30 protein-coding genes are annotated in these 26,555 nt (G+C 27.0%); 6 read left to right on the top strand and 24 right to left on the bottom strand.

Annotation, left to right across the window (positions count from 1 at the left end):
- The 3 genes from HNP67_RS04700 to HNP67_RS04710 all read right to left on the bottom strand — a co-directional run bounded on the left by HNP67_RS04700 (position 1) and on the right by HNP67_RS04710 (position 2,942).
- Positions 1–1,242, bottom strand: a complete 1,242-nt coding sequence (locus tag HNP67_RS04700) for an anti-CBASS protein Acb1 family protein (RefSeq protein ID WP_236845729.1) — start codon at positions 1,240–1,242, stop codon at positions 1–3.
- Between the two features lie 348 nt (positions 1,243–1,590).
- Positions 1,591–2,196: a hypothetical protein gene (locus HNP67_RS04705; protein WP_184125340.1), complete on the bottom strand. Its 606-nt coding sequence runs from the start codon at positions 2,194–2,196 to the stop codon at positions 1,591–1,593.
- A 107-nt stretch (positions 2,197–2,303) separates the two neighbouring features.
- Positions 2,304–2,942: a hypothetical protein gene (locus tag HNP67_RS04710; RefSeq protein ID WP_184125339.1), complete on the bottom strand. Its 639-nt coding sequence runs from the start codon at positions 2,940–2,942 to the stop codon at positions 2,304–2,306.
- Between the two features lie 380 nt (positions 2,943–3,322).
- On the opposite strand from HNP67_RS04710, the gene HNP67_RS04715 reads away from it, so the two are divergent.
- Positions 3,323–4,909: a peptide ABC transporter substrate-binding protein gene (locus HNP67_RS04715; RefSeq protein ID WP_184125338.1), complete on the top strand. Its 1,587-nt coding sequence runs from the start codon at positions 3,323–3,325 to the stop codon at positions 4,907–4,909.
- A 51-nt stretch (positions 4,910–4,960) separates the two neighbouring features.
- Here the strand turns inward: HNP67_RS04715 and HNP67_RS04720 are convergent, their stop codons facing one another.
- From HNP67_RS04720 to HNP67_RS04740, 5 genes are all read right to left on the bottom strand, one after another.
- Positions 4,961–5,503 carry a hypothetical protein gene (locus HNP67_RS04720; protein ID WP_184125337.1) on the bottom strand — a complete coding sequence of 181 codons (543 nt, stop codon included), beginning with the start codon at positions 5,501–5,503 and terminating at the stop codon, positions 4,961–4,963.
- 184 nt (positions 5,504–5,687) lie between these two features.
- The gene (locus HNP67_RS04725; RefSeq protein WP_184125335.1) at positions 5,688–5,882 is read right to left on the bottom strand and encodes a hypothetical protein; all 195 of its coding nucleotides are present in this window, start codon (positions 5,880–5,882) and stop codon (positions 5,688–5,690) included.
- A gap of 536 nt (positions 5,883–6,418) precedes the next feature.
- Positions 6,419–7,771, bottom strand: a complete 1,353-nt coding sequence (locus HNP67_RS04730; RefSeq protein WP_184125334.1) for a PBSX family phage terminase large subunit — start codon at positions 7,769–7,771, stop codon at positions 6,419–6,421.
- Positions 7,772–7,774: 3 nt separating this feature from the next.
- A complete protein-coding gene (locus HNP67_RS04735) occupies positions 7,775–8,368 on the bottom strand; it encodes a hypothetical protein (RefSeq protein WP_184125332.1) in 594 nt (197 codons plus the stop codon).
- Positions 8,369–8,591: 223 nt separating this feature from the next.
- Positions 8,592–8,861, bottom strand: a complete 270-nt coding sequence (locus HNP67_RS04740) for a hypothetical protein (protein ID WP_184125330.1) — start codon at positions 8,859–8,861, stop codon at positions 8,592–8,594.
- Between the two features lie 423 nt (positions 8,862–9,284).
- Between HNP67_RS04740 and dbpB the strand changes: the two genes are divergently transcribed.
- Together dbpB and dbpA are read left to right on the top strand one after the other, a co-directional pair.
- The gene (dbpB, locus tag HNP67_RS04745) at positions 9,285–9,839 is read left to right on the top strand and encodes a decorin-binding protein DbpB (protein WP_184125328.1); all 555 of its coding nucleotides are present in this window, start codon (positions 9,285–9,287) and stop codon (positions 9,837–9,839) included.
- A 125-nt stretch (positions 9,840–9,964) separates the two neighbouring features.
- On the top strand, positions 9,965–10,558 hold the full coding sequence (dbpA, locus tag HNP67_RS04750; protein WP_184125326.1) for a decorin-binding protein DbpA: 594 nt from the start codon (positions 9,965–9,967) through the stop codon (positions 10,556–10,558).
- Positions 10,559–10,749: 191 nt separating this feature from the next.
- Here dbpA and HNP67_RS04755 read toward each other — a convergent pair whose 3' ends face one another.
- From HNP67_RS04755 to HNP67_RS04820, 14 genes are all read right to left on the bottom strand, one after another.
- Positions 10,750–11,181, bottom strand: coding sequence for a DUF261 domain-containing protein (locus HNP67_RS04755; RefSeq protein ID WP_184125324.1), 432 nt, complete (start codon positions 11,179–11,181; stop codon positions 10,750–10,752).
- Positions 11,182–11,668: 487 nt separating this feature from the next.
- Complete coding sequence (locus HNP67_RS04760) at positions 11,669–12,214, bottom strand: chromosome replication/partitioning protein (protein ID WP_184125322.1); 546 nt, start codon at positions 12,212–12,214, stop codon at positions 11,669–11,671.
- A gap of 29 nt (positions 12,215–12,243) precedes the next feature.
- Positions 12,244–12,996, bottom strand: a complete 753-nt coding sequence (locus tag HNP67_RS04765; RefSeq protein ID WP_184125320.1) for a ParA family protein — start codon at positions 12,994–12,996, stop codon at positions 12,244–12,246.
- On the bottom strand, positions 12,972–13,556 hold the full coding sequence (locus HNP67_RS04770; RefSeq protein WP_184125318.1) for a DUF226 domain-containing protein: 585 nt from the start codon (positions 13,554–13,556) through the stop codon (positions 12,972–12,974). Before HNP67_RS04770 ends, HNP67_RS04765 begins: the two co-directional genes overlap by 25 nt.
- Before the next feature lie 71 nt (positions 13,557–13,627).
- The gene (locus HNP67_RS04775; protein ID WP_184125316.1) at positions 13,628–14,824 is read right to left on the bottom strand and encodes a plasmid maintenance protein; all 1,197 of its coding nucleotides are present in this window, start codon (positions 14,822–14,824) and stop codon (positions 13,628–13,630) included.
- A gap of 590 nt (positions 14,825–15,414) precedes the next feature.
- Positions 15,415–16,311, bottom strand: a complete 897-nt coding sequence (ospB, locus tag HNP67_RS04780; protein WP_184125314.1) for an outer surface lipoprotein OspB — start codon at positions 16,309–16,311, stop codon at positions 15,415–15,417.
- 9 nt (positions 16,312–16,320) lie between these two features.
- Positions 16,321–17,142 (bottom strand): outer surface lipoprotein OspA, encoded by an 822-nt coding sequence (ospA, locus tag HNP67_RS04785; RefSeq protein WP_184125312.1) that lies wholly within the window; start codon positions 17,140–17,142, stop codon positions 16,321–16,323.
- Positions 17,143–17,382: 240 nt separating this feature from the next.
- On the bottom strand, positions 17,383–17,748 hold the full coding sequence (locus HNP67_RS04790) for a BBA14 family lipoprotein (protein ID WP_184125310.1): 366 nt from the start codon (positions 17,746–17,748) through the stop codon (positions 17,383–17,385).
- Positions 17,738–18,163 (bottom strand): BlyB family putative holin accessory protein, encoded by a 426-nt coding sequence (locus HNP67_RS04795; protein WP_184125308.1) that lies wholly within the window; start codon positions 18,161–18,163, stop codon positions 17,738–17,740. Before HNP67_RS04795 ends, HNP67_RS04790 begins: the two co-directional genes overlap by 11 nt.
- A complete protein-coding gene (locus tag HNP67_RS04800; RefSeq protein ID WP_184125306.1) occupies positions 18,160–18,339 on the bottom strand; it encodes a BlyA family holin in 180 nt (59 codons plus the stop codon). Before HNP67_RS04800 ends, HNP67_RS04795 begins: the two co-directional genes overlap by 4 nt.
- A gap of 23 nt (positions 18,340–18,362) precedes the next feature.
- Complete coding sequence (locus HNP67_RS04805; RefSeq protein ID WP_184125304.1) at positions 18,363–19,397, bottom strand: DUF685 domain-containing protein; 1,035 nt, start codon at positions 19,395–19,397, stop codon at positions 18,363–18,365.
- Positions 19,398–19,458: 61 nt separating this feature from the next.
- Positions 19,459–20,085 (bottom strand): DUF735 family protein, encoded by a 627-nt coding sequence (locus HNP67_RS04810; protein ID WP_184125303.1) that lies wholly within the window; start codon positions 20,083–20,085, stop codon positions 19,459–19,461.
- A gap of 2 nt (positions 20,086–20,087) precedes the next feature.
- On the bottom strand, positions 20,088–20,960 hold the full coding sequence (locus HNP67_RS04815; RefSeq protein WP_184125301.1) for a DUF276 domain-containing protein: 873 nt from the start codon (positions 20,958–20,960) through the stop codon (positions 20,088–20,090).
- The gene (locus HNP67_RS04820) at positions 20,957–21,292 is read right to left on the bottom strand and encodes a DUF2634 domain-containing protein (RefSeq protein WP_184125299.1); all 336 of its coding nucleotides are present in this window, start codon (positions 21,290–21,292) and stop codon (positions 20,957–20,959) included. The genes HNP67_RS04815 and HNP67_RS04820 overlap by 4 nt, the downstream gene beginning before the upstream one ends.
- A gap of 169 nt (positions 21,293–21,461) precedes the next feature.
- Here HNP67_RS04820 and HNP67_RS04825 point away from each other — a divergent pair, with 169 nt between their 5' ends.
- From HNP67_RS04825 to HNP67_RS04835, 3 genes are all read left to right on the top strand, one after another.
- Positions 21,462–21,935 carry a BBA07 family lipoprotein gene (locus HNP67_RS04825; RefSeq protein ID WP_184125297.1) on the top strand — a complete coding sequence of 158 codons (474 nt, stop codon included), beginning with the start codon at positions 21,462–21,464 and terminating at the stop codon, positions 21,933–21,935.
- A 405-nt stretch (positions 21,936–22,340) separates the two neighbouring features.
- Positions 22,341–23,594 (top strand): hypothetical protein, encoded by a 1,254-nt coding sequence (locus tag HNP67_RS04830; protein WP_184125295.1) that lies wholly within the window; start codon positions 22,341–22,343, stop codon positions 23,592–23,594.
- 116 nt (positions 23,595–23,710) lie between these two features.
- Positions 23,711–24,562 (top strand): S2/P23 family protein, encoded by an 852-nt coding sequence (locus HNP67_RS04835; protein WP_184125293.1) that lies wholly within the window; start codon positions 23,711–23,713, stop codon positions 24,560–24,562.
- A 73-nt stretch (positions 24,563–24,635) separates the two neighbouring features.
- Here HNP67_RS04835 and HNP67_RS04840 read toward each other — a convergent pair whose 3' ends face one another.
- Positions 24,636–25,145, bottom strand: coding sequence for a BBA03 family outer surface lipoprotein (locus HNP67_RS04840; RefSeq protein WP_184125291.1), 510 nt, complete (start codon positions 25,143–25,145; stop codon positions 24,636–24,638).
- 326 nt (positions 25,146–25,471) lie between these two features.
- Complete coding sequence (locus tag HNP67_RS04845; RefSeq protein ID WP_184125289.1) at positions 25,472–26,026, bottom strand: P13 family porin; 555 nt, start codon at positions 26,024–26,026, stop codon at positions 25,472–25,474.
- Positions 26,027–26,555: the final 529 nt, after the last annotated feature.

Raw genomic sequence — 26,555 nt, 5'->3', positions numbered from 1 at the left:
TTAAATAACCAAACTTAATTGTTCTTTTAAATTTTCTTTTGCCTTGTCGCTTAGATTTTCATTTTTAATTAGCTTTAAATATTTAAAATAAACATCAAGAAGCAAATTGTCTCTCTCAAGTCTTTGCTCATAGCTTAAAGCTTCAAGCTCATTAAACTTCATATTTAATCTATAATATTTGTTAAGCTTGAGATTACACGCATTAGCAACAGATTCTTGTACACCTTTTAAATAATCATAATAATTACTTTTGTCTCCCTTGCCACTGCTACCAAGTCCTTTGACTTGCTCATTAAAGCTTCTAGTTAAAGGCTCTTTAGTATCAGCACCAATTTTTGCTTTAACAAGTTCAAATGCGTCTTTTAAAAACTCTAAATCATATTTTATTACCTCTAGACGAGCATTCTCTGATGCTGTATAAAAAATTCCATCATTGTTTAGAGCGCTTTTAATCTTGCTAAGCTCTCTGCTAAGCTGATCAGAAACACTACTTAATTCTTGAAAACTTTTGTTTGGCCCTTGAGCTTTAAAAAAGGTAGAAAATATTTTGCCTTTACTGTTTGTTAAAGCATTAATTTCTTCTTTTGCAATTTCTAATGATTCAACAAGTCCTACTAAATGTTCGTCTTTGTAAAACAAAAAATTATAATTTCTTATTCTTTTTTCTATTTCTAAATAAATTTGTTCTAAAAGACAAATGTTAAGTAGCAAACTTTGCGTGTAAGCAGGTTCTTGCACGCCTAAAACATAATCATAATTTTCATAAATTATTACTCTGCTTTTATCTATTCTTACAACTCTTGCTTTCTCAAAACCATCCAGGTCTTTTGAATTAGAAAGGTACTCTATGTAATTAGAATCTCTTTTGTTAATAATTTTTTGAAAATCTAAATATTTAAAACCTATGGGTAATTCGCTGTTAACCTTTTTGCTTAAATCTTCATCTTCGCTTTTGGATTTTACTAAAATATAACCTGCTCCATTAAATCTATAGCTTATCATTGCTTCAAGTAGAGCTTCTTTTAGCTCTACCTTTAAACTTAAAAGAGAGTTGCTCCCCTCTTCCAAACAAGACTTTTCAAGCAAGCTTAAATTAATCCCATTCTTAAGTGCATCTTCTGCTGTACTTTCTATGTAATTCCTGAAAAAAATCGAATATCTGTAAACATCAATAGGATTAATTTTGGATTTATTGTTTTTTATTTCCATTTTAAATTCGTTAATCATTTTTTTAAATATCATTATATATTATTATATCAAAAACAGTATTTTATGCAAATTGATATTATTTAATATAAATTATCAAATAATACTGATATACAAAATGTAAATATTAAAATTCATTTAAATTTTTATAAAAAAACTAATACGTTTTAGAGTATTTATGCTAATATTAATTAAAGAATATAAGTAAAACTTATAAAATATTCTGCTTACTTTTGCTCGCTTTGTTAAAAGATAAACATTGTAAAATGATATTAAAAAGAAAATTAAATTAATACTTTATCCAATCCCAATAAATATTAAAAAGGTAGAGAGCTGTTTCTCTACCTTTTAATATTGAAATACAGAAAACCCAATTGCCTAAAACTAAACATAAAAAAATAAAATCTGCTTACCTTCTATTCCCTGTTGGGCAATAAAAGCTGACGCTAAAAGAGATGCTCTTATTGCTTTTATTAAAGCTTTGTCTGCTTGAAATGTGGATTTAATAACCAAAAGCAACCCAAAGAGAAATTCTCTTTTCTTTGAATTTTTAATACTGCTAATCTCTTCTTCAGCTGATTTTATTCCTTCTTCATCTTCATGTAAAAAATTAATTTCTTTTAACCCCACTGAGTCAATTTCACTTACTGTATGAGAATCAAAATTGACTATTGTCCAATAAAATACTTTTAAAATCTTGTCAACAATCCTTAATGTTACAGGAATATCAAAATCAGAAATTTTATCAAATTCTAAAAGCAGGTGGTTGTTTAGCTTTTTGGCTAGCCTGACTGTAGAAACAAGTCTTGACTTTAATTTTTGAACCCTTAAATGAGCATCATGTAAATTATTTGTATTTAAAATTTTATTTAAATTGGTCTCTACTTCTAGAGCAGAATTGATAATTTGAGTTGATAATTCCTTGGCAAATTCCACATTACTAAATTTAAAATCTTGAAAATTGCTCTTTGCGTTATTGTTATCACTCATGCCCCAATAAAGATCTAGCCTTAAAAGATGCTTAAAAGTCTTTTAAAGAAAATATAAAGACACGTTCACAATAGAACCTGTCTTTATAAAAAGTATATCCCAAATATTTAAACATTTCCGAAATTTTTTAAATTTTTCAATTCGTTGTTACTCTCGCTTTGGGTAAACACTCTTTTGATTACTTTAAAAATCTCTTCATTGCATTTCTCAGGCTTTTGAACGCTCTCATCAGTACCTTTTTTGTACTCATCAACACCAAACGCATCAGCTACCTTCTGGAAAAATAAACTTAAAGCCTCGCCAGTACTCTTTTTAATCTTGTAACAAACATATTCTTTAAAGCCTAAAGATTTCTGCTCAGTAGGTCTTTGCCTTTTACTTGCATCTACTGCTTTAGATACAATACCGCAAACATTGTCAAAAAAACTTACAAACTCTTTTTGTCTGTCAACATCCTTAGAAAGCCAATCAAAAAATTCTTTATAAGATTTCTCGTATTCAGCTTTTAGACTATCTTCTCTACCATTAACGTCCATCGCATCTTTTAAAAAGATTTTTAAAGTCTCTAACTTTTCAGACTCCTCGGGTGTTAAAGAAATCTCTTTAGGAATTAGATCTTTAACTACATCGCTAACAACAAGAGGAATGCCATTCTCAGATTCAATTTCTGTAAGCCCCCTAACATCGCCAAACTGTTTACAAGAAAACACCGCTAATAACAATAATAAAATACTTATTCTTTGCATCACAACCTCCGCTGAAATAAGACGTCATTATAGTTCATTTTCTAGCATTCTCAAGACATACAAATAAAGGTTTATTTTTATTTGAAAAAAACAAAGAGAGATATATACTTGTCTATTGTTATAAATCAACAATTCATTGAAAACTTCTTTAAAACTACAAATAGGGTCTCAAGGCCTTATTTGTAGTTTTAAAACAAAAAATGTACCCTTTTTTAGTTTTTTCCTTTGAATTTCCTTTGAATAAAAAATATTTAATTTATCAAATAACCAAAAAATAACAAAGCTTTAGAGTGCTAACAAAAACATAAAATATTTTAAAAAATTATATTGCAATATATTTTGCTATTAAATATTGCAAATATAAAGGAGGTGCAAAGGATATGATAATAAAAAAAAGACTATTTTTAATACTAAACATTGCTGCTATAATCTCGTGTACAATTTCTAAAGAAAAAGATGATATTATCTTTGGCGTTGGAATTGGAAAGAGCCCAACATCACTTGATCCACAATTTTCCAGCGATAAAATAGGCAATTTAATTATAAACGAACTATTTGTAGGACTTTTAAGGGGGGATCCTAAAACGGGTGGTTACAGGCCAGGACTTGCAAAAAATTGGGACATTTCTTACGATAACACTTGCTACACATTCCATTTAAGAGACGACATTTATTGGAGTGACGGCGTTAAAATAACAGCAAGTACTATTAGAGATTCCTACATAATGGCATTAGAAAATGAACTTGATGTGCCAAATATTAGCCTACTAGTATCAAAGATAAAAAATGCAAAAGAATTTCACGAAACAAAATTCAATGCAGATGAAGTTGGAATAAGGGTTATTAATGAGCAAACTTTAGAAATAACTCTCTCTCGCCCAACAATATATTTTCTTGATATGCTTACAAACCCAATATTTATGCCTATTCCTACTCACGTTGTTAAAAAGTTTGGAAATAAATGGACAAACCCTGAAAACATGGTTACAAGTGGGCCTTTTAAACTAAAAAGAAACATCTTAAACGAAGAAATATCTCTTGAAAAGAATATCAAATTTTATGATGCTAAAACCGTTGCTATTAATGAGCTTATATTTGTTACTATAAACGATGCCCGCAGAATTTACAGCATGTATGAGCACAATGAAATAGATGCTATTTTTAACAACATCCCCTTAACCCTTATTAATGAACTTATTTTAAGAGAAGATTTTTATTCAGCTGACATTAATCAAATTGGGTTTTTATCATTAAATACAAATGCTAAACCTCTTAACAATCCAAAAGTAAGAGAAGCATTGGCTCTTGCGGTTGACAGAGAAACTCTAGTCTACAGGGTGCTTGATAACAACTTTAAAGCAACAAGAAAAATAAGTCCCAATATTAACAACTATAATTATGGGAAAAAGCTAAAGCCATACAACCCACGAAAAGCAGAAAAACTTTTAGCCGAAGCTGGATATCCTGATGGAAAAAATTTTCCAACGCTTACACTAAAATACAATAAAAATGACCTTGAAAAAGAAGTTGCCAATTTTATTCAAAGCCAATGGAAAAAAGTTTTAAATATTGATGTAGAAATTGAGCCTGAGACGTGGACTAATCACATATCAAACATTCTAAAAGGTCAATATGAGATCTCAGTAAATTCCTGGCAAGGAGATTATTTAGATCCCATGACATTCTTCAACATATTTGAAACTAAAAGCTCACATTTTGTATCTTACGGATATTCAAATCCTGAACTTGATGAGCTTATAATAAAATCTGATCTTGAAGGGGATGAAAAACTTAGATTAGAAATATTAAAAAAGATAGAAGAAATAATTATTGAAAATGATTATCCAATAATTCCAATATACAGTGTTGCAGGAAACTATCTTTTTAAAAATGATAAATGGACGGGGTGGAGTACAAACAATTCAGAAAGATTTGCCTTATCAGAAATAAAACCTTTAGAGGAATAAATGCTTTTTTATAAATAGAGTCAAAAATTTTTGATTCTATTTATAAAAACTTTATTTTTGTATTAACACTAAAGAGCCTTCTTTTAAAGAAATCAAATCCTTTAAAGCCTTATCAAAGTCAACACTGTTGCTAAGAATGCAACTACATATTTCTCTTAATTTTTCATCTATATCTGAATATTTCTGATTTAAAAGTTTCAATTCTGGCTGTGGATCATGAACGGCATAACTACCCCCGCTTAACATATTAAGTTTGCTTAAGCTACTGCTACTTTTTTCCATTAGCCCATGCTGTACTTTTAAAATCTCTAATATTTTGTTTAAAAGATTAATTTTTTGTTCACTAAATTCACTAAAAAAATTACTAACTTTAATCTCATTATAATTAGTGATTCGGGAGTTTATTTTATCAGTTAAACTTTTGAATTTTCTTTGAATTTTTAAAATAGCACTTTCTCTTTCAGATAAAGAAAGCTTAGAAAAATTTAAGTCATATTTATTATTAGAATTGCTTTTTTTCATACTAGAAAAATCATTTAAATAACAAGAACTTGCTATTACTGCAAATATATATACATAAATATATCTCTTCATGTATATTCTCCTAATTAAAATTTAATTTATTTCAAAAGCACAAAATTATTTTAAATAACTAAAAAACATACATCTTTTGCATAAATTCACCATTCAATTTAAATATATTACTTAATATTAAAATTGATTTTAAATTTTTAATAAGTTTATTAAGCTTAATAAGTTTAATTCTTTATAGTTAATTTTAAGTTTTTTTGTTTCTACGATATCGCTCTCTAGCTCTTAATTTAAGTTTTTCTCTGTTTTTCTGATAATATTCTCTATTATAATCTGAAGCTTTCTGCTTATTTTTGGATAATAAACTTTTATTGCTTGATTTATTAAAAGAACTACAACTCAAAAGACACATTAAAAAAAAAAGAAAACTGGCAATTCTCATATTTCTCTCTCCTTGAAATACATTTGAATAGATAAATTTTAAAAATACCTTGCACTAGACAAATTTGGCAAACTTGGCAAATTCTTCTAATGCTAATCTAATAAAATTCAATCAAAATCTAATCAAATTTGATGTAAAATAAACTCTCTTTTTTAAAAAATCAACTTGCTTAAAATATCTTCAATTCTAAGACTCTTGAAAGAAAAATAAAAAAAATATGCTTTTCATAAAATCTCCTTTAACGTAAAAAATAATAAAAATTATATTATAAATCATATCAACAATATTTCCCAAAATAATAACCTTTAAAAATAATTTTTCAAAACTTTTAAAAGATTGAATATTAACTTTTTATTTTTTATAAAAAATTGTATTTTTTAATCAAATATTTTAATTGCTTTAAAAATTTATTTAATATTGCCTTGGCCTTTAAGGCAAAAAGGAATTTTTAACAAAATCAGCACAAAAGACAAAAACTTTTTAAATAATTATCAATCATAATAAACTTAAATTGATAAATATCAATTTAGATCAAATTATAAATATTTAAACTTGCCGAAATGAAATAATTTTTCTTTATAATTTAGCGTTAAAAGAAGATATGCATTTGCAAGAGAATCAAGTGCATCATCTTTTGTTTTGCCGTCTCCTTTGTAGCTGTAAATATCAGATACTACATTTTTATTTATTATTTTTAAAAATTCTATCTTGCGGCTTTCAAATAAAGGAACAAGAGCACATATTCTTTTAAATTTATTGCTCAAAGGCTTTATTGGTGCAACTTTAAAATAGTGAATGCTTTTGTTTCTTAAAAAAAGAATTGTTTTGGTTAAAATTCCATCCCCTTTGATACTGTCTCTCTCCTCAATGTAAACAGTATTTACATTAAAATTTTCTATTAAAACTTGAATGGAGGAAAGCATTAAACTATCACTTACTGGTTTTTGATCTTGATAAATATATGCATAAAACTTTTCAAAAGTACGCTCTAAAACACAAACAGCTGTATTGTCTCCACCTACTGAGAATGCGGGATCAATGTACATTATTGGGCTTTTAAATTCATAATCTTGATTGAAAATCATCTCATTAAATAGTGTAGATTCATTTAAAATCCACTCTCCGTAAAGCACACGAGCCTTATAAGCGGGAAAACGCCTGTAAAGTCTCTCCTGGGTTTGAATAAAATCTGCTGAATTTAAGGGGTTATCGTACGTTGTAAAATTATATGTTTTAAAAACATCTGTATTTTCAATATAGTCTGTTTTAAAATAATGCACCGGACTTTCCGGATTTGTATCAAAAATAATAATCTCTTTGCCTTTTCTAAGCCTTTTTATTACCTCAAGCAAAGTTTCTCTGTGAATTACTGTTGCTTCATTTACATAAATTATTGCACTATTGCCCCCACGAATCTTAGAAAAAGCATCTCTATTTTTACCTCCGTAAATATTAAGCTTAAGACCTGCTATTTTGCAAAAAGACTGCCCACTTTTCTTTTTCTGATAATCAATTCCTAGCAAGCTGCAAATTTTCTCTATTTGCTTTAGGGTATTTGTCATCAATAAACCAATAGAATTACCTATAATAAAATTATTGGTATCTTGCTCATAAAAAGATTTGTTTTCAATAAGCTTTTTAATAAGCAAATATGAGGCTAAAAAAGTCTTGCCACTTGAAATCCCTCCGCTAAATATTACTTTTGAATAGTTGTTACTTTCTATGTCAAAAAGAACTTCCTTTTGCTTAGCAGTTAAGTATTTGTTTTCAAAATCTTTAAAACAAATGTTGGTTGATTTTGGCTTAATATAATCCAAAATGTTAATATTAAACTTATTTTTAAACTTTTTCTGAAGATTAAAAAATATTAAGGATCTGAAAAATTTCAAATCTTACTCCAATTTTAAATTCTTACTACTTAAAACAGATTTAAGCTTAACAAGAGCATCAAAATCCTCTCTCATGCAAATAGTAATAATCTTTTTTTCAATCTCTTCTCTTTCTTGAATCCTATCGGCAAGCTCTCTCTCAAGGCTTTCTTGGCTATTAAGGCCTCTTTTTTTATTAAAACTAATCTCGCCTTGAAGTTTGCTAATTTTTAAATCCAAGATTAATGATTCCTTTTTTATTGACGCTAAACTGAGATTTTTATATTTATTGTGAGAATCAATAAAAGAACAAACTATCTCATAAAACAGTTTTTCGGATTCGTTTTTAGCATTTTCAAGCTCACAAGCCTTTTTTGTAGCAAGTAGCACTAAATTGTTAAAATTATCCTCATTGAAAGACACGTTAGCAATATTTTCTCCTGCTGAGTCGATAGGAAAAGGGTTCTTTTTGCAAACAGAATCACTAGATTTAAAATATTTGTTTCGGGCTTTTGCTACAAAAGATTCACTAACACCTAAAATTTGAGCAATGTCTAAATCTTTTAAACCTTTTTTAAATAAAAAAATATATTCTTCTTTTCTATTTTTAAATATCATTATTTTATTTTAATTAAGTTCTTTTAAAAACTCAAGAAAAATTAATGTTTTTTATTGTGAATAATTTAATTAACGAGATATATTTTTTATATAGAACAAAATTAATAAAAATAAATGGTACAAGGAGAAAGAACCGTTTAAAATAAAATATATTTTGTTGCCAGCTATGATATTGTCTTGCAATATGTACAGCAGGGTTTTACTAGAGAGCAAGAAACAAAAATCAGAAAATCGTTGTTAACGAATAAGCTGAAGGATTAAAACGCTCAATAAAGGCTGCTGGAAACAATACAACTAATGAAAGTTTACTAGACACATAATTAACGGAAAAAATAAAATAGTCTCTGGAGCAAGTAAAACAGGACAATTCTATAGGCCCAAAAGATGTTGTTATGCCCTCTAAAGCCTGCCAATCCCGTTCCTGCTCCTTAATTAAAACAGTGTCAAAATAGTCAAAATACTCAAAAGAGAAGCCAACAAATTGCGGGAGCATGGCTTCTCTTTTATTTTTAAGACCTAAATTCTTTTAGATCTTTGTTTTAATTTACAAAATATTACAAAATAACCAATTTGCAATATTTTGACAAACTGGAAATAAATCTCAAAATTACAAGCTCGCTTAAAAGGCCAACTTATAACTCCAAACAATGTTACTGCTATATTTGCATAAAACAAATTTATGCTCCCTAATAAAAATAAAATTAAAATTGGTAAGGCTTTCAAATAAAAGGTTTTGCAATTCAGTACAAATACAATAATTGTATAATTGTATTAACCTTATTGACTCATTTATTTTATTTTATTTTATTTTATTTTCAATAAACTGGGCTAAAATTTAGACTTAACTAAATTTAATATAGAAAGGAGATAACAAAAATGGAAAAATTAAATTTAATATAGAAAGGAGGTAACAAAAATGAAAAGATTAAATTTAATCGTTATAGCTTTATTTTTCACTCCATTGCTTGCATGTAATCTTGGATTAATAGAAAAAACAAAGCTCGCGCTTGAATCATCCTCTAGGGATTTAAAAAACAAAATTTTAAAAATAAAAGAAGAGGCCGCTAAAAAAGGTGTGCGTTTTGCAGCTTTTACAGACAACAAAACTGGCTCTAAAGTGTCAGATGGCGGGCTTGCTTTAAGAGAAGCAAAAGTACAAGCTATTGGTGAAACAGAAAAGTTTCTCAAGATAATAGAAGAAGAGACTTTGAAAATTAAAGAAACTGGCAAAAGTAGTCAATTCTTGGCAATGTCTGACTTAATGCTTGACGTCGTAGAATCACTAGAAGAAGTTGGAATAAAAGACGTAAAACCCCGTGTTTTAGAGGACGCTAAAAGTAATCCTATAAACACAGCCGAAAGATTGCTTGAGGTTAAAGTTCAAATAGAAACTCAACTAGAAGCAATTAAGGCAAAACAAAATATTGAAAATGAGGAGAAAAAAAATAATAAAAGCAAAAAAAAGAAATAAATATTAAAAATATTTTAATTAGAATGGACTAAAAATAAAATTTTTAGCTCGTCCTAATATTTACAATTTAACAATATTAATATTGATTTATTGCTTTTATTAAAGTTCAAAAAAAGGATATTGTTATGATTAAATATAAAAAAACTTTTAAAAATTTTAATTTTAAAAATTTATTTAAACTACCTTTACTTATTAGCTTGTTTATATCATGCGGCTTAACAGGAGAAACAAAAATTAGATTAGAACGAAGCGCTAAAGATATTACAGACGCAATAAATGAAATTAAAAAAAAGGCCGCTGCTAGCGGCGTAAAATTTGAAAACTTTAGAGAAAAACAAACAGGTAGCCAGGTATCAGAAAAACCTGAATTCATATTAAAAGCAAAGATGCAAGCTACTGACGTGGCAGAAAAATTTGTAACAGCAATCGAAGAAGAAGCTACTAAACTTAAAGAAACTGGAAGTAGCGGCGAATTCTCAGCAATGTATAACTTAATGCTTGAGGTCTCAGCCCCACTAGAAGAAATTGGAATACAAGACATGAAAAAAACAGTTACAGGTACGGCCGAAGAAAACTCTACAACTACAGCTGAAGGAATACTTGAAATCGCAAAAGCAATGAAAACAAAATTACAAAAAGTTCATAAGAAAAACAAATGCGCCCTCGAAAGGAAAACTAACACTAATAATACTTCTAACGACTGCAGCAAAACCAATTAACCGCTATTTTTATATGTAACTTAAATTATAAGACCAAACCCATTTAGGTTTGGTCTTATAATTTAAGTTTTAGCTTTGCAATGCATATCAACAAATAACAAGCTTTTTACCCAACAGCCAAAAAACAAAATAAATCACAGTTAAAACAACTGACTTAAAGGATTTAGAATTTAAAAATGGTTTAATTATTTTTAAACAAAATAATTAAATATTCTTTTTGATATTATTTGGAATTTCTTTCCTTTGGAATTTAAGTCAAGACTATCGTAAATTACCTTATTGTTATCCATTACAAGAAAATGAATAAACGCTTTATCTTTCAGCTTAACCTGTGTTATTTCAAACTCTCTGCCAGCCTTGGGTAAATAAAGCGGACTTTCATATCTAACCTTAGAAAATACTTTATAATAACCAAGAATTTCACATGGATTTAAAATATAACAATCGTTTCTAATGTAGCCTAATTTTAAAAACCGCTGATAATTAAAATTAACATCTTTTACTGTAAAATCAAAACCTGTTAAAACAAATATCCAATAGTGCAAAGATAAAAAATAACATCCAGACTTTTGAATATCTTTAAACAATTCTGCATTACTTTGTAATATTTTCTCAATAAACATTTTTAAATAAACAATTTTTAAATATAATTTTCAAATAATCAAACATTCCTGACCAATTTTTATTTAAACTTTAGAATCCAAAAGCTTAATAAGAAAACATTTAGGTTTAAAAATCTTTAATATTGTTAAAACCAAGCCACTCAAACCCATTGTTTTTAATGGCAAAAGTTTTAATTAAAAATTTGTAGTATTCTTTCCTTTTGATCTTATTAAGCCTTTTCATCTTAACTCCTAATATAAGTTTTTTACTAATAATATAGTATAAAAAAATTTATGTTTTGTAAATACTTTTCTAAATTTTTTCAAAATTATTGTTAAAAATAACGGCTTTATATTAAAAGTTAAAGGGTTTATTGGAATTTCTTTCAAAAGAATCCCCCAATAAACCCTTTAAGGTAACAGGTCCTTATATTAAGAGCGACACATTGCGTGTCAGTCTGTACCTATAAAGTATACACTAACTTTTCAAGTTTTGCAAATAAATATTTCATTTTCGTTTATTTCTTAAAGTTTCAAATTCTTTAATTATTTTTAATAAAAAATCTTTTTCCTCAAAAAAAATTTTTTCCAAAAGAAAACTTGTAAGTTTGGCATTTTTTTTATAAAAAGAATAAGATTCCTCCTTTTTAAGCTGAAATCTTAGTGGTTTTATTGGGTTTTCATTAGATTTTTTTAAACTTGAACTCTCTTTTGTTTTAAGAAGACAAATTGTATCATTGATCCCGTTTTTAACCACATACTTTTCTTCAATTAAGCCTTCTTCTATTGCTGTTGCAATTTTAAGATACTTATACGTTTGAGTTCTGGCAAGTCTATAATCTTTTGCAAAATCATCAAAACTAGAATAATTATCAAGCTTATAATATTCTTTGTCTTTAATTTCCTTTAAAACTTTCATTGCTTCTAGTTTGCAATAAATTTCTTTTTGGAAATTAATGTTTAATTTTTCTTTAAGTTTATTATAATGAACAAGAGCCTGTTCTTCTTCTATAACACTCTCAGATAAATTTCTTTTATTTATCTTTATATCCACCTATCTCCTCCTTTACAATCTGAGTACACTTAGTGTACGTAACTTGATTTATTTAAAAACGCAGTAAGCGTATTTTGGTACTCTATTATGTAATCCTTCGTCAAATCAAATCTGTCATTTTTTGCTATTCTTTTATTTAAATCTTCTCTCTCAGATATTGTGCCTAAGAAATTACTATTTTTCTCCAAAACCCTTAAAAGTTCTCTGTGAGTGTTGTTTTTTTTAAATTTAGTATTGATTAAATACGTCGGCAAAGTTAATAATAGCTTATTCATAAAAAAATTAAACAAATCTAAACTTTCAACAGCCCATTTCTCTGCTGTTATTGGTATTATTATATAATTGCTGCACACAAGAGCATTTGTTAGGGTAAAATCTAAGCTGGGATTTGTATCAAGTATTATATAATCGTAATGATTGCTTATTAGCTTTAGCTGTTCTTTTAATTTAAATTCTTTATATGGAATAGATTCTGAATTGAATTTATGTAATGTTAAATAACTTGGAATTAAATCTAAATTTTCGTTAATTGTTATTAGTGCATTGTCTATATGTAAATTTGATATTAATACCTCATATATATTTTTATTTATTAAATCTACATTATTATCTTTAATTTTACTAAAGAAATAACTTGTTGTTGAGGCTTGAGTGTCAATGTCTATTAAAAGAACCTTGTATTTGATTGAAAGCAATGTGGCAAAAATTAAACTTGTTGTGCTTTTACCAACACCACCTTTTATGCTTGCAACTGTTATTACTTTTGTCTCTTTTTTATCCATTCAGGAATAATTCCCCCTTCTGACAATTTTTTATTATAAAAAGTATGGAGTTCAGTTTCTAGTTCTAAAATGATATTTAAAAGCGTGTTGTAATAGGGGCTGTTGACTCTATCCTTTTTAAGCAAAATATGAAGACCGTTTAAATAACAAAAAACAGATCCTTTTTTATACTTAAATTCAATATATTCACATTTTCTAAGTGTATATGTTTCTTTCTTATTGAAATTCTTTACAATAAAAGCTTTATCAAGCTTTCTTATTCCGTAATAAATTCCCATAAATTCATCATCTTCTCTTAAAGAAAATAAATGAAACATGCTTATGTCTTCTATATTAAAGATTCCCCTTAAAGAAATGAAAAACTTTGTAGGTTCATTTTTACTTATCCCAAATGTATAGAAGTCATTAAAGATTTTGGTATGGTATATCTTTCTGCCTTTAACTTCCTCAATCTTAGAAAAGACATTAGCTTTTTTTCCTTTTTTGGAATTTTGTTTGTTGTCTGTGTTTAATTTTAATTCTTTTTGTTTTTGCTTTAATCGTTCAAGTAAAGCCGTCATTTTTTTCCTTTTTCCTTAATAGTAAAGCTATCCTGTACATTTTCTCTTTAGCTCAATAGCTTACTAGTTCACTAGCTCACTATTTCAATCAAATTATTATAGTAGGAATTGTCAAATACCTTGCTATATCTAAGATCAGGCTCATTTTCAATGAATTTTTTTAAAGTAGGAATTAACTTATCTTCATCTACTTTGTACCTTAACTGTTCTAATAATATACTAAAAATGTTGTTTTTTATACTTTTTAGCTTCATCATTTTGTCTTGAATTTTGGGGATTTCTGTTTTTGCTCTTTGGATTAAGTTATCTAAATCTGAATATTTTTTGTGTTCTATTATGAAATGAGGTTTTGTTTTATAAATTTCGTATGTTTTGTTAAAAAACTTTTCAAGATCTTCCTTTTTATATTGTTCATTTTCTAATTCTTTTATTTTTTTTTCAATTATTTTTTTTAAAATTTCTTTCTTAGTTTTGTATTTCTTTTCTGTCTTTTTTATTTTATCTATTATTTTTTTATATCCGCTGTTTTTGAAAAACTTACAAAGATATCCTGGATTGTTTACATTTTCTCTTATTATATTTGAAAGGTATTTTTCAATGTTTCTAGAATCTATTTCTTTAAGGTCATTTTCAATGTGTTTTAAGTTTCTTAAATGATATATTTTAATGATGTTTGTTGTTTTTAAATTCAATATTAAAGATGGAATTTTTGTTTTGAAGTTACATTTACTCAAATACTTTTTTATCATTTCGTTATTTGTTGTTTTTTTAGAATTTTTGTGTATATTTCTATACTCTTTATATTTATATATATTATTAGTATTATTAATACACTCCCATTTTACACTACTATTTATTTGATTAAATTTTTTTATTCTTTGCGTAAATTCGTCAATTTTATTGATTATTTTTTCTTTAAAGTATGTGTTAATTATTAAATAGCATTTTTCTTTTTCGTATTTAAGTTTATAGTAAGTTTCACTTCCTGAATTTCTTCCCAAATGTTTACAGTAGTTTAGAGTGACTTTAAATTTTTTATCTAGTATATATAAATAGTTTTGTAGTGTTTTTAGTTTTATGGGTTTTTGTTTATTTCTTTCAAGGTTTTTATTTAGGAAATAAAGTATGTTTTTTTGTGTGTATTTTTTAAAGTTTAAGTTGATAAAGTTAAGAGTAGAGATTAAGACAATCAAGTTGTGTTGGAAATTTATTGTAGTTTTTTTTGCCTTTTTTGTAGTGTTTGGTGATTTTTGTTTTAATGTTTTCAATTTTATACTCCTAATATAAGTAGTTTCTTTAATTATAACTTAATTAATAGTACAGTTTCTTAAAAAAGTAAAGTATTTTTATATAAAAAATATAAAAAAAGTATATTTAATTCAAATTTGTTAAATATGCTTTACAAAAGTAAGTTTTTGTAATAAAATGTAATGAGTAATAAACTTATATTAGGAGTAAATTATTTTTACGCGTTAATTTTTATTTAAAATAGTGAGCTGATTAGCGATGGGTTTAATTTTATTAAGAATTTAGATTATTTTATTATTTATCCTTCATTCAAGAGTTAGGCTTGAGTGAAGGAATTAGCCCTATTGATTTTTTTAAATTGTGGGTATTCAGGTTATTATCGTTTTTATTTTGATTTTAAAAACTTAAAGATTAAAGTTAAAGGTTGAAGACCTAAATAGTTTGACTTGTATATTGTTATGTTTTCTCTTTTTTTATAGAGAAAAAGTCTCCTAAGAGACTTTTTCTAGAAGTAACAAATTGAAAAATATATAAATTCAATTTTTAGGTTGTAATAAACCCTTCCTACATTAGCTGCTGCCTTGTAGGGTGGGGGTTTACTTATTATTTTTTATTTTAAAGCACTTTTAAGTTCTGAAAGGTCTTTAATTTCAGCTGCTGATCCTTCAAGTGCAGTGCCAGCTGTGTTATATTTTTGTACTGTAATTGTACCGTCTGTTAAGAACACTAGATCTTTAGTTTTTTTGCTGTCAGCACTAATTGTTAAGGTGTTAGTAGCTTCTTGCCAAGTAGCTGTTTTTTTAGTAGAACCACTTGCAGTGTCATTCAAAAAGACTTTTACTTTTCCATCTTTTTCAATTTCTCTTGTAAGAGTAACAGTACCTTCTACTAGCTTCAATGTTGTTTTACCGCCTACAAGATTTCCTTCGAACTTAATGCCATTTTTTAGAGTTTCTACTGCTTTTGTAGCATTGTCAGCATCTGTCATTTGTGAGTATTCAAGCACAGTGTCGTTTGATCTTGTTATTTTTTTTGAGTCTAATTTATTAGCTTTGAGAGTTTCCTCTGTTATTGACCCATGTTTTTTAGTAACTTTGCTTGAAATTTTTTGGTTGCTAGTATCAAATGTTTCTACAGTTATTGTATTTAGATCGTCAGCAACTGTTAATTTTACCTTACTCTTGTCAGATTTTACGCCTTCAAGGCTTCCAGAACCATTGTTTTTATCGGAAGTTCCTTTAAGCTCAACCTGATCAATTGTTGTTCTTAAATCATATTTACCAGAGCTGTTTTTTTCTTTGCTTACGAAAATTTCATTACCACTGAATAGAGACACTGAGTTTTCTGTCACTGTAGGAAGGTCTTGTTTAGCGTCTTTTGGTGCTTTGTTTGAGTCAATAATTTCTTGATCATTGTACTTTTGAGAAGTATTTTTTGGCTCAGCACCTTTTTGTGCACATCCTATTAAAGCTAACACTAAAGCAAATCCTATTAAATATAGTCTCATAAATTCTCCTTATTTTAAAGCGTTTTTAAGTTCATCAAGTGTTTTAATTTCGACTGCTGTGCCTTCTAAGTTGGTACCTGCTGAGTCGTATTTTTGTACTGTAATTGTGTCTTGTTTTGTAAATACAAGATCTTTAGTTTTTTTGCTGTTTACACTAACTGTTAAAGTTGAAGTGCTTGAATCCCATTTTCCAGTTTTTTTAGTAGCAGCAGTTGTTGAAGTGTCATTAAGATCAACTGTTACTTCTCCGGATTTTGAAATGTTCTTATTTAAAGTAACGGTTCCCTCTTTAACTGTCAATATTGCTTTTTCAGTAGTTAGAGTTCCTTCAAGAACAAAGTCCTTTAAAGTTTCTTTAGCTTTTCCGGATCCATCGGTTTTAATTTCTGTGTATTCAAGTCTGGTTCCGTTTGATCTTTCCATTATTTTTTCAGTTAATTCACCTTTTTCATTGAATTTTTCTTCTGTTGATGACTTATCTTTGGAAGTTTCTTTTCTTGATACTAATGTTTTTCCATCTTCTTTTAAAACTTCAAGTGTGGTTGTGCTTAGATCGTCAGAAACTGTTAATTTTACTTTACTTTTGTCATCTTTTACGCCTTCAAGTACTCCAGATCCATTGTTTTTGTCGGAAGTTCCTTTAAGCTCAAGCTTGTCTACTGTTGCCATTAGACTGTACTTGCCGTCTTTGTCTTTTTCTTTGCTTACAAGAACTTTCATTTCACCAGGTAAATCTACTGAAACGCTGTTTTTCTCATCAAGGCCGCTAACATTTTGCTTACATGCTATTAAGGCTAATATTAGACCTATTCCCAATAAATATTTTTTCATAATATATTCTCCTTTTATATTAATATAACTTAATACAACTATAATTATAGTATAAGATTAATAAATAACAAATAGAAAATTGAAAAAAAATAAAATGATAATAATTTTAAAATAGTTTCAATATCAAATAGTTTTAATATTAATTAAGTTTAAATTAAATGTAGACTTTTATTTTTTTTAAAAAAAAAGTCCCACAATTGGGACTTTCAGGAAAAAGAAAAATTAAATGTCTTTAAGGTATTAAGGTATATTTTTTGAGTATTTTTTGTAAATTTGCATTGCAATTGGTTTTATTTTGTCAATATGATTCTTTAAAGCAGTAATGTTTGTTTTGATTGATTTTAGAGTTTGATCTTTTTCTAATTTACTTGTGTCAAAAAGCTTAAACTCAGGATAATTTTTGTTATTTACTTTTTGTTTAGTCTTCACAAGAAATGTTTGTAAATACATAATATAGCTTGAAAGATGCGCTTCATATAAACTTAAAGCCTTTAATGTTGATTCTTTTGGGGATGATGGCTCTTCTGGAAGGCTTGCTATTGTAGAGCATGAAAAGATTATAAGAATGTTTAATAAAAACAAAAAATGGAAATTTTTAATTTGCAATTTTATCTCCTTTATCTTCTTTTAAGTTTTGGGTTTTGTTACTAGTAGTGTTTGGATTTTCTGAGAACTCTTTTATTTGTTCTTGGAGTGCTTGGGTTTTGATTGTCATTAGTTCATTTCTCTCTTCTCTTAAATGTTCAATAATACTTAAATCTCTCTCATCATTAATGCTTGATATAAGTTGAGTAATTTTATTGTTAACATTTTCAATTTCATTTAATATTTTTATTGATTCTTCCTTCTCAAGGGTTGTGATTTTATCTTTATAGATGCTCATTATTAGGTTGTAAAGATTAAGCCCTAAATATATACCTTTTTCCACTTTGACTTCTGTTGGAGAATCGCTGCTTTTTAGAAAATCATATAAATTATTTAAAGCCTCAATGCCAGAGTTGATATTCATTTTACTGTTCATTTTATGTCCTTTTTATTTATATTTTTTAAAAGTTTTTTGATAAGAGAATTTAAATTTTCTCTAAACTGTGGTTTTATTGCCAAAATCATTGGCAATATTGCCAGCAAAATAAATCCCCCCAATATAATTAGTTTTGTATTGTCAATTGTTGACAAAAAAATAAGTATTGTATCCATAAATATCTCCTTTTATTTATTTTTTATGCTTTGTTTAGTATTGGCATTTCTTCTCCCCTGCCTAGTTTGCCTGATCCAACGTAGTACCAGCCATTATAAATTGGTGTTTTAAGCGTGGGCATGTTTTGAGAAGAAAATGAAGCTATTAGAATTTTTTCAGAGCTTTTTTCAAATTGAAGGTAAAATTGTTTATTGTGATCATCTGTTGAGCTTGAATACCTAATTTCTGCATCTATTTGTAAGTAAATGTAATTATCTTTATATGATTCGTTTATTACAATTGATGTGCTATTTCTGTTTTTAAGTACAACAGTTGTAGCTTTATTTTTATATTGGAATTCTAATATTCTAGCATCATCAACTATTGTGTGAAGTCCCCCAAAGCCGTGTGGTTTTCCTTGCCACCAAATAGGAATGTCTACAATTTGTGGAATTCCGTTTTGATAACAGCTTACAAGATGTTCATTTTTTGTATCAAGAGTTTGTTTGGGTATTGATTTAAAAGAGTTTTGAAATGTATCTGTAAAATCGTTTATTTGCAAGCAACTTGTTAGGTCGCTTTTAAGTTGATTTACTTCAGATTTTTCTGCAAGAACTTCTTTTAAACTTTCAACCAAGAGTTCAAATTGAATAAGTTCAATGTCTTTTGTGTCTGAGTTATAAATTGAAATTTTTTTTGAAGATGGTTTTGTGTTTGTGTGCTTTAAACTCTCAATAAACGTAGATTTAACTTTTCTAAAAACAGTATCAAAATCTATGTTTTCAAATGGTGTGCTTAGTTCTAAAAGCTTTGAGATTACTTTGATATAAATGCTTTTTATATATTCTTTGTTTTCTAAAAGTTCCTTACTAATTACGTCTTTTATTGCTTTTTTAAAGCATCCAAATTCGTTGTTATAAAATGTATCGTTTTGTATTTGTTCTAGGAGATGTTGATATGTAATTGCGCAAGTGTCTTCTACTATGTCATCAATAGGAATAAGATCGCTTGGATTAACTTTTGTTTTTCTGTTTAAGTCTTTTATTTGCACACTCTCTTGTGGTTCGTTGGTATTCATAAATTCTCCTTTTTAATTTTTTAAGTTTTAACTTTTTATTTACAATTTAGTAGGCGGCAAATCAAAAAAAATGCTCTTTTGTGCTAAAGTTTTTTATTCTTGTGCCTTTTATTTCTATTTGTTTTTTGTCTATGATTTTAACTATCCTGCCTGTAGGAATTAATATTTTGATAAATTCATATACTGAGTTTTTGTAATCTTTGGGCATATAGTTAGAAGTTAGAGCTTTCTTAAATCCAGAGTGCTTTGCTGTTATTTTTTTTAGTTTGTTTTGATTTTTTGCTGCAATATTAAATTCAATCGGGGACTTAATGTTTCCAAGCAATTTTATTATTATTTCGCCTGGAGCGTTTTCGTTTGAGCTGACTTCTACATTTGCGTGTAAAAAGGCTTTAAAGAGTACAATAAAGCTCTCGTCAGTGCCAATAGACTTGATTGCAAAAATAATGGCATCTAGAGAGGTAACAAGATTTTTATCTAGCTCTTTTTTAAAGTGAAATGCGTTAAATATTGAAAGCATTAGTAATACAATGTATTTAGAGTTAATGCTCTTTTTAACGTTGATTGTGTTAAAGTTTTCAAGCAGTTCTTTTAGTTCTTTTAATATCTCTTTTTTGTAATCAAGCTCATTGTAAATGAATTTTTCAATTTGGGTATTTTCTAAAAATTTTGGTATTTCTTTGTTCATTTTTATTCTCTGTTAATAAGCAGTCTTTTGTTTGTATCAAAAATAATAATTTCATCCTCTTTGGTGTTTTCGTCTTTATTAAATGTGAAATCACTGTCACTAAGTTGGGTGATTTTTGTTGTCTTGTCATTTTTAATACAAGCCCCGATTTTAAGCTCTTTTATTCCCTTGATAATACTAACTGGTGCAAGAAAGTCTTGATATCTAAGAGATGTTCCCATTTCAATGTATTTATCGGCTAATATTTTGTTGTAAATGTCTCTAATTTGAGCATCGATATCTTTGTAGATTGCGTCTTTTGCTTCTGTTTTGTAGGCTACTTTAAGATATGCATATTTCTTTTTACCTAAGCTGAATTTGTATGTTTTTTTTTGGTTGTGTTTGTTTAAAAACTCAATCCCAATGTCACCTTTAAAAACTGTTCCGCTTGGTGCTGTATAGTAAATTGCTTGCCAGATATTTTGTTTAGTTTCAATTTTGATTTGCTTTTTTTCTTGGTCTTGAAAGCAATCGTCTTGTAGTATTAAGTAGAGATTAATTGTTCCAGGCCCACTTAAAATGTTTATGTGCTTAACCCCTTCAACATTTAGTAGAGCTTTTCTTATTGCTTCATAAGTTGAGCTTTTGGGTGTGCTTAGGTCTTCTTTGAGTGCATTAAAATAGCTTCCATTTTCTTTAATTTTGGAAAAAAGTTCTTTTAAGACTTCTGATATTTGCTTGTCAATACTTGAGCTTGGAAAGTTTATTATGTCGTAAATTGAATTATCTTTAATGTTTATGCCGTATTTTGTTCTAAGTATATGTTTTTTTTCATTTTGAATTTCTTCTATTGTTTTTTCCAATATTCCTAAGTTTTTATCAAAAATTATACTCATATTTTAAAATCCATTTTTAAAGTGTCTTTTCCTAAAAAGAAAAAATTTATTGTTATCGTTTTATTTTTAATGCTTGGTTTTACGTTAATAAGGTCTATTTTAAGCTCTCTTGAAAGGTTTAAAAAAAAGGTTTTAATAGATTCTAGTTTATTAGCTTTGCAAAGCTTAAAGTAAAAGCCGTAGTCAAGCCCATAATTTGGATTTTCTTTTAAGCTGCCTTTTGGGGTCTTAAGGTAAAAAAACAAACGCTGTTTTTGCTCTTCAATGTTTTCTATTAATTTAAGATCGTTGTTAAATACTATATTAAATTTTTCATCAATTTTAATTTCCATTTTTAACTACCAAAATAATTTTAACATATTTTATTTGATATTTCTATAAAGTTTTACAAAATGTTTATTATTTTAAATGTTGAGATATATTATAATTTATATTTTTTTTAAAAAAGGTTATTTAATTTTTTAATTTAAATATTTGCGTAATCGCAGTGTGGGAGACTGTATGAAAAATATTTTATTATTTATTATTTTATTATTCTTTTCTTGTAAAGAATTTAATTATTCTGATATTAGGAGAAGGTCTTCAAAGCTTTTAAATTCTTCTAATAGCATAGCAAATCAAGAACTTAAAATGTCTTTTGTAGATTCTTTAAATGATGACCAAAAAGAAGCTTTGTTTTTTCTTGAGCAGGTAGTTCTTGATAGTAATCCAGGTAAGTTTAATCAAATTTTTAATTTAAATGAAAAGAAAATAAAAGAAATGCTTGCTACTGTTGTTAAGTGTTTACAGGCCAAAAGAAAGGCCAAAATGGATCTTGAGAAATCAAATGATCCAAATGTTGCCAATGCTAAGCATCAGCTGTTACAGGTTGAAAAAACTTACATAGATAATTTGCGACAATCTTTTATGACTACTAAAAACATTGAAGAGGCTTGTAATCTTGTTAAAAATTACGATGCATCTGCTTCGTTTTAACTTTTTTATATTTTAATTAACCCTAGATTAGCTCTTATGTTAAGAGTTAATCTTTTTGTTTATGTTTATTTATTTTGTTGCAAATATATCTGGATTTGAAAATTTAAATTTCTGTGATTTAGGCCGATGTTAATAATTTTAATTTATATGTGTAATTTATATATTGTTAAATAACTCAGATTATTAATACTTTTTGCTTTAAAAGGCATTGGTTTGGTTAATTTATGCTTAATAACTTATTTAAGTTATTTTAACTAGGTTTTTTGTTTTAAAAAATAAATTATTAAAACAACATCAAGCCTAATTCTTTTTGTAATAAGAAATAATGTAATGTATACATTTAGTGTATGTAAAGTGAGCTATATTTTTATTTAAACCAATAATTAAATAGGGGAAATTTAATTTATGAATAAAATAGGAATTGCATTTATTAGCTTTATGTTAATTGTTAATTGTAATAGCAAATCTTTAGAAGAAGATTTAAAAAGTACCAATTCTGGCAATAAGCAAAATTTAATAAGCAATGAAAAAAAATCTTTAGATTCTAGTAACAATAGACTTAAAGATTCTAGTTTAAGTAATTTAAAAAGCAAAAAGAATGTTCAAATAAGCTTAAGAGAATCTAAGGGCACCAAAAAGGATTTGCAAACTTTAAAGAATTCTGAAAATTTAATGTCTAAAAATCCGGATCAGTCGAGTAATAATTTTGACAATTTAGATAATTCAGGGTCTTTGCAAAAACCCTCTTCAAATCAGAATATTAACAAGTCAAAATACGGCAAAGCTTTGCTGAAAAATACTCATGATGAGATTTGGATTTCCCATTTAAATTTGGAAGAGGTCAAAAATTTTGAGTTTTTCAAGAAATCTTTGCAAAATGATGAGAATAGATATGCTCTTGGTGGGTGGCTTTTAAATAATGATGAAGTGCTGGCAAAATATAGGTACAGCGAAAAAGACGTTAATCATTTTTTGATTGATATAGGGAAAAAGCGGTGGGGAGATTTGTCTTCTAAAATGAGCACTTTAGTGCGATTGATTGAAAATTATTCTGATAAAAGTGATAGAGAAGATGAAATTTCTCTTCTAGATATGAATCTGTGTCAACAATTTTATCTAACCAAAATTAATGCTGGTGGTTCAAGCACAGACATTCTTGTGGCCCTTGAAAAAACAATCGATCAACAAATTAGTAGTGTTAGTAAAGAGCTTCTTGAATTTAAAAATTTTTCTCTTACTACAAAGTCAGAGCTTGATTGGTATTTGAATTGGAAGCGAAATTTAACAGACGAAGAAGAAGAAACTTTGCAATGTTGTAGGGTTTTGTTAGATGGAGAATTAGATTTTGAGAATCTTGACGATTTATTTAAAAGGCTTGGAAAGGAATATTCTAGGTTGATATTGAGAAAGCTAGAAGAAATAATATTAAATTACGATGTTAATAGGGTTTTAAAAGAAATGGAAAAAACAGGCAAATCTTTTAAACAAGCATTAAGTTCTATTAGTAATAAAAATAAAAGAGTTTTGATTTTTAAAGTTAGAAATTCTCTTTTAGAAATTTTTAAGCTTTATTACAACAATATTGGCAAGAATAAAAAACTTTATGATTATATAAATCGCATGTTAAACAGTTTGATAAAAGAGATTAGCAGACGTTAAAGTTTTTATTTTGATTTTTTTGTTAATTGATCTACATTTGCTTCTAATACTCTAATTTAAAAACTTTAAATATTAGATAAAAGTTTAAAACTTTAAAACTTTAAAGGGGGAGCATTTTGAAAAGAGTCATTATATCTGTTGTGGTTTTAATTCTAGGGTGTAATTTAGATGATAATTCAAAAATGGAGGGAGAGGGTAGTAGTAGGCTTATTAGAGAAAGTGGATTAAATAGGCTGGATCAAGAAAAAAGAGCTTTAGGAGAGGTGAATTTTGGACTTTTTTCTGGAGATTCTGGTGTAGTTGATGATTTTCAAGAATATAAGACTTTAAAAGCTCTTGAGAATAAAAATAAATTTATTGATTACTCTAAAATAGAGTTTTTAGAAGGAACAAAATCAATAAATTTTTTTCTTTTGCCGGTTTATATTCGTTGGATGAAAATTAAAGCCAGAGATTTGTTTGGGGAGCGCGGAGATTTTATTAATGAGCTTAAGGGGATTAAGTATTCTTATCTTGTTTCTCCTATTGATGGGAGCTATATTTCTTATGCTATGCCCTTAATAATTTTTGAAACTACTAGCGAGAGTGATCCGCTTTATTCTGTTTCTGGGTTTAAATTAATAAGCAAGGGAAATGATATAAATTTTAATGAAAATAAAGGTGGGTTTTTTGGGGGAGGACTTCCAATGTCTGAAAAATCAGTTGAATCTGGGCTTGTAACCGCATATCCTTTTGGTTCTAGCGATGCTAAAAAAGTGATTGAGGCTTTTGTTTCTCTTTATAATAATGGAATTTGGAGTGATATGATTGCCGAGATTACCATTAAGTCTAAGAAACATCCAAAAAGTGAAAAGGTGTACAGAATTTCACTTGATTCTCAGCTTTTTAATGTTGCTATGAAAAAAATAATTGAAAAATATCCTAAGATAAAAAGAGCAAGTTTTGCATTTAATTCGTTGATTAACTAAAAAATTATTTTAAAAGCTAGCAGTTTAAAACCACTAGCTTTTTTAAATTAATTATAAATTTCACTTGGTTTGGCTATATAGTATCTTTAAGAGTATTAAGTGTGGTTTTGAAATCTGCTTGATTAAAAATTCCATCAAATCCACTAGCAAGTATGCTTTTATAAGTATTTAACTCTTCAGGATCTTTTTCTTTTTTATCTTTATTTTCTTTAATTTTTGCAAGCAGTTCTTTTATTTCATTTTCTTTTAGATCTGATAGAAATTTTTGTACAGTCTCTTCTATTTTACTTTCATCTCCACCAGTATTTTTAAAATGTAAGCCAATATTTGGGTCTACTAATTTTTCTTTTAATAGGTTTATTAAAAATGTTAGCGTTTCTTTTTCAGTATTGTTTAAGTTTAATGTGCCTACTAATTTTTCCAAAGGTGTTGTTTTGCTAAATTCAATCCTATCTTCATCAACTAGATTTGATTTAGATTGAGATTTTTCATCTAGATCGTTGGCTGGTTCAGCATTATTACTTTTGTTTTTGCAATTAAGCATAAATGCTAATATTATAAATACAATAATTGTTTTTTTCAAAATAGTCTCCTTAAAAAGTATTTTAATTATTAATAATAATTAGTAATTATAGCATTTTAATAATATGTTTAGAACATTTTAATTAATAATTGTTATTATTAGTTTTTAAAAATATTGTACCAATTTGGCATTAAGAATAATTTCTTAATTAGGTTGAATATTACGGTATTAAGATTGAAAGAGTTTATAGTATTCAGGGTGTGGTTTAAGGATATTTTAAGTGCAATTAATAAGCCAACAGAGAGAATATTAATTAACACTTTCTTTGTTGGCAAATTTATTTTTAATTTTAAATTAAATCGTAAAAATTGTTATCCAATATTTATTTAGTAACTTTTTTTAAACGATAATTGGAATCCATTTATTCCAATATCAAAATTGGGTTCAAAGCCCACAAGCTCAGTGCTGAGTCTTTTTTTAAGATTTTCATTGTGCCTATTTGCAAATGTAAATGGAATAATAAGTGAAGTTGTGTAGGATGTTAAAATCATGCTTGCTCCTACCCCTATTAGTATGTATCCGGTCAATTGTGTTTCACGATAGTTAAGAATCATTCCAGTTCCCCAGAGGATTGCTCCCAATAAATTAAACCCAAGCACTGAGCCTCCACCAATATAATCTTCTTGGATAAATGATCCTATTCCAAAAGGTAAAAATAAATTTAAAAGGAATGGCCCGATTGGATTTTTTTTCTCTTTATCATATGTATTAAAACTTTCAATACCTTTTTCAATTCTATTTTTTTTATCTTCTTTATCATTTTTATTGGAACTTTCAATATCTTTTTCAATGCCTTTTTCAATTTTATTTTGTGTGTCTTTTGTGGCAAAGATTTGTATTGTTAGCCCAAAAATTAATATTAATGTAAAAATTTTTTTCATATTTTTATTATCTCCTAATAGCAAATTTTGACAAGTAAAATATTAGCGCAATTTATAATAAATTAATATCAGCGTGTTTACTTAGTAATAAATTTTTTAAAAATCTCGAAGCTTAAGAAGATAAATATTAAAGTAAAAGAAGACTTTTTAAAAGCTCAATCTAAGTTTAAAAAGCAAGTTTTTAAATATGTATCCCCATTAATTGGATTATTGTTTTTATGTTCATGTGATTTTTAATTATTAATTCAAATTAATGTTTATATTCATTTTTTTATTAAAAAAATGAATATTTTTAAAATTATTAAAAAATAAAAGTTTGAGATTTTATTAAGAAGTTTTGTTAATATTCCGATATTTATATAGATCAACATACTTTAAATTATATATATTATACTAATATCATGTGCATTAAAATTCTTTAATACTTTATAAAGATACTTTATTAGTATACTAATAAATTATCTTTATAAAGATAATTTATTAGTATACTAATAAATTATCTTTATAAAGTATTAAAGAATTTTAATAC

It is taken from the genome of Borreliella californiensis (assembly GCF_014205885.1).
GTDB lineage: Bacteria > Spirochaetota > Spirochaetia > Borreliales > Borreliaceae > Borreliella > Borreliella californiensis.
Note: the sequence above shows the minus strand (reverse complement) of the source record. Positions and strands in the feature narration are given on the sequence as shown.

Bases quoted from the DNA above. Each gene is read 5' to 3' on its own strand.
- dbpA (WP_184125326.1), top strand. From the start codon at position 9,965: ATGATTAAATATAAAAAAACTTTTAAAAATTTTAATTTTAAAAATTTA.
- HNP67_RS04710 (WP_184125339.1), bottom strand. From the start codon at position 2,942: ATGCAAAGAATAAGTATTTTATTATTGTTATTAGCGGTGTTTTCTTGT.
- HNP67_RS04725 (WP_184125335.1), bottom strand. From the start codon at position 5,882: ATGAGAATTGCCAGTTTTCTTTTTTTTTTAATGTGTCTTTTGAGTTGT.
- HNP67_RS04800 (WP_184125306.1), bottom strand. From the start codon at position 18,339: ATGGATACAATACTTATTTTTTTGTCAACAATTGACAATACAAAACTA.
- ospA (WP_184125312.1), bottom strand. From the start codon at position 17,142: ATGAAAAAATATTTATTGGGAATAGGTCTAATATTAGCCTTAATAGCA.
- HNP67_RS04715 (WP_184125338.1), top strand. From the start codon at position 3,323: ATGATAATAAAAAAAAGACTATTTTTAATACTAAACATTGCTGCTATA.
- HNP67_RS04830 (WP_184125295.1), top strand. From the start codon at position 22,341: ATGAATAAAATAGGAATTGCATTTATTAGCTTTATGTTAATTGTTAAT.
- HNP67_RS04705 (WP_184125340.1), bottom strand. From the start codon at position 2,196: ATGAGTGATAACAATAACGCAAAGAGCAATTTTCAAGATTTTAAATTT.
- HNP67_RS04720 (WP_184125337.1), bottom strand. From the start codon at position 5,503: ATGAAGAGATATATTTATGTATATATATTTGCAGTAATAGCAAGTTCT.
- HNP67_RS04810 (WP_184125303.1), bottom strand. From the start codon at position 20,085: ATGAACAAAGAAATACCAAAATTTTTAGAAAATACCCAAATTGAAAAA.
- HNP67_RS04765 (WP_184125320.1), bottom strand. From the start codon at position 12,996: ATGGATAAAAAAGAGACAAAAGTAATAACAGTTGCAAGCATAAAAGGT.
- HNP67_RS04735 (WP_184125332.1), bottom strand. From the start codon at position 8,368: ATGATATTTAAAAATAGAAAAGAAGAATATATTTTTTTATTTAAAAAA.
- dbpB (WP_184125328.1), top strand. From the start codon at position 9,285: ATGAAAAGATTAAATTTAATCGTTATAGCTTTATTTTTCACTCCATTG.
- HNP67_RS04700 (WP_236845729.1), bottom strand. From the start codon at position 1,242: ATGATATTTAAAAAAATGATTAACGAATTTAAAATGGAAATAAAAAAC.
- HNP67_RS04820 (WP_184125299.1), bottom strand. From the start codon at position 21,292: ATGGAAATTAAAATTGATGAAAAATTTAATATAGTATTTAACAACGAT.
- HNP67_RS04805 (WP_184125304.1), bottom strand. From the start codon at position 19,397: ATGAATACCAACGAACCACAAGAGAGTGTGCAAATAAAAGACTTAAAC.
- ospB (WP_184125314.1), bottom strand. From the start codon at position 16,311: ATGAGACTATATTTAATAGGATTTGCTTTAGTGTTAGCTTTAATAGGA.
- HNP67_RS04815 (WP_184125301.1), bottom strand. From the start codon at position 20,960: ATGAGTATAATTTTTGATAAAAACTTAGGAATATTGGAAAAAACAATA.
- HNP67_RS04825 (WP_184125297.1), top strand. From the start codon at position 21,462: ATGAAAAATATTTTATTATTTATTATTTTATTATTCTTTTCTTGTAAA.
- HNP67_RS04770 (WP_184125318.1), bottom strand. From the start codon at position 13,556: ATGACGGCTTTACTTGAACGATTAAAGCAAAAACAAAAAGAATTAAAA.
- HNP67_RS04755 (WP_184125324.1), bottom strand. From the start codon at position 11,181: ATGTTTATTGAGAAAATATTACAAAGTAATGCAGAATTGTTTAAAGAT.
- HNP67_RS04795 (WP_184125308.1), bottom strand. From the start codon at position 18,163: ATGAACAGTAAAATGAATATCAACTCTGGCATTGAGGCTTTAAATAAT.
- HNP67_RS04845 (WP_184125289.1), bottom strand. From the start codon at position 26,026: ATGAAAAAAATTTTTACATTAATATTAATTTTTGGGCTAACAATACAA.
- HNP67_RS04740 (WP_184125330.1), bottom strand. From the start codon at position 8,861: ATGCTCCCGCAATTTGTTGGCTTCTCTTTTGAGTATTTTGACTATTTT.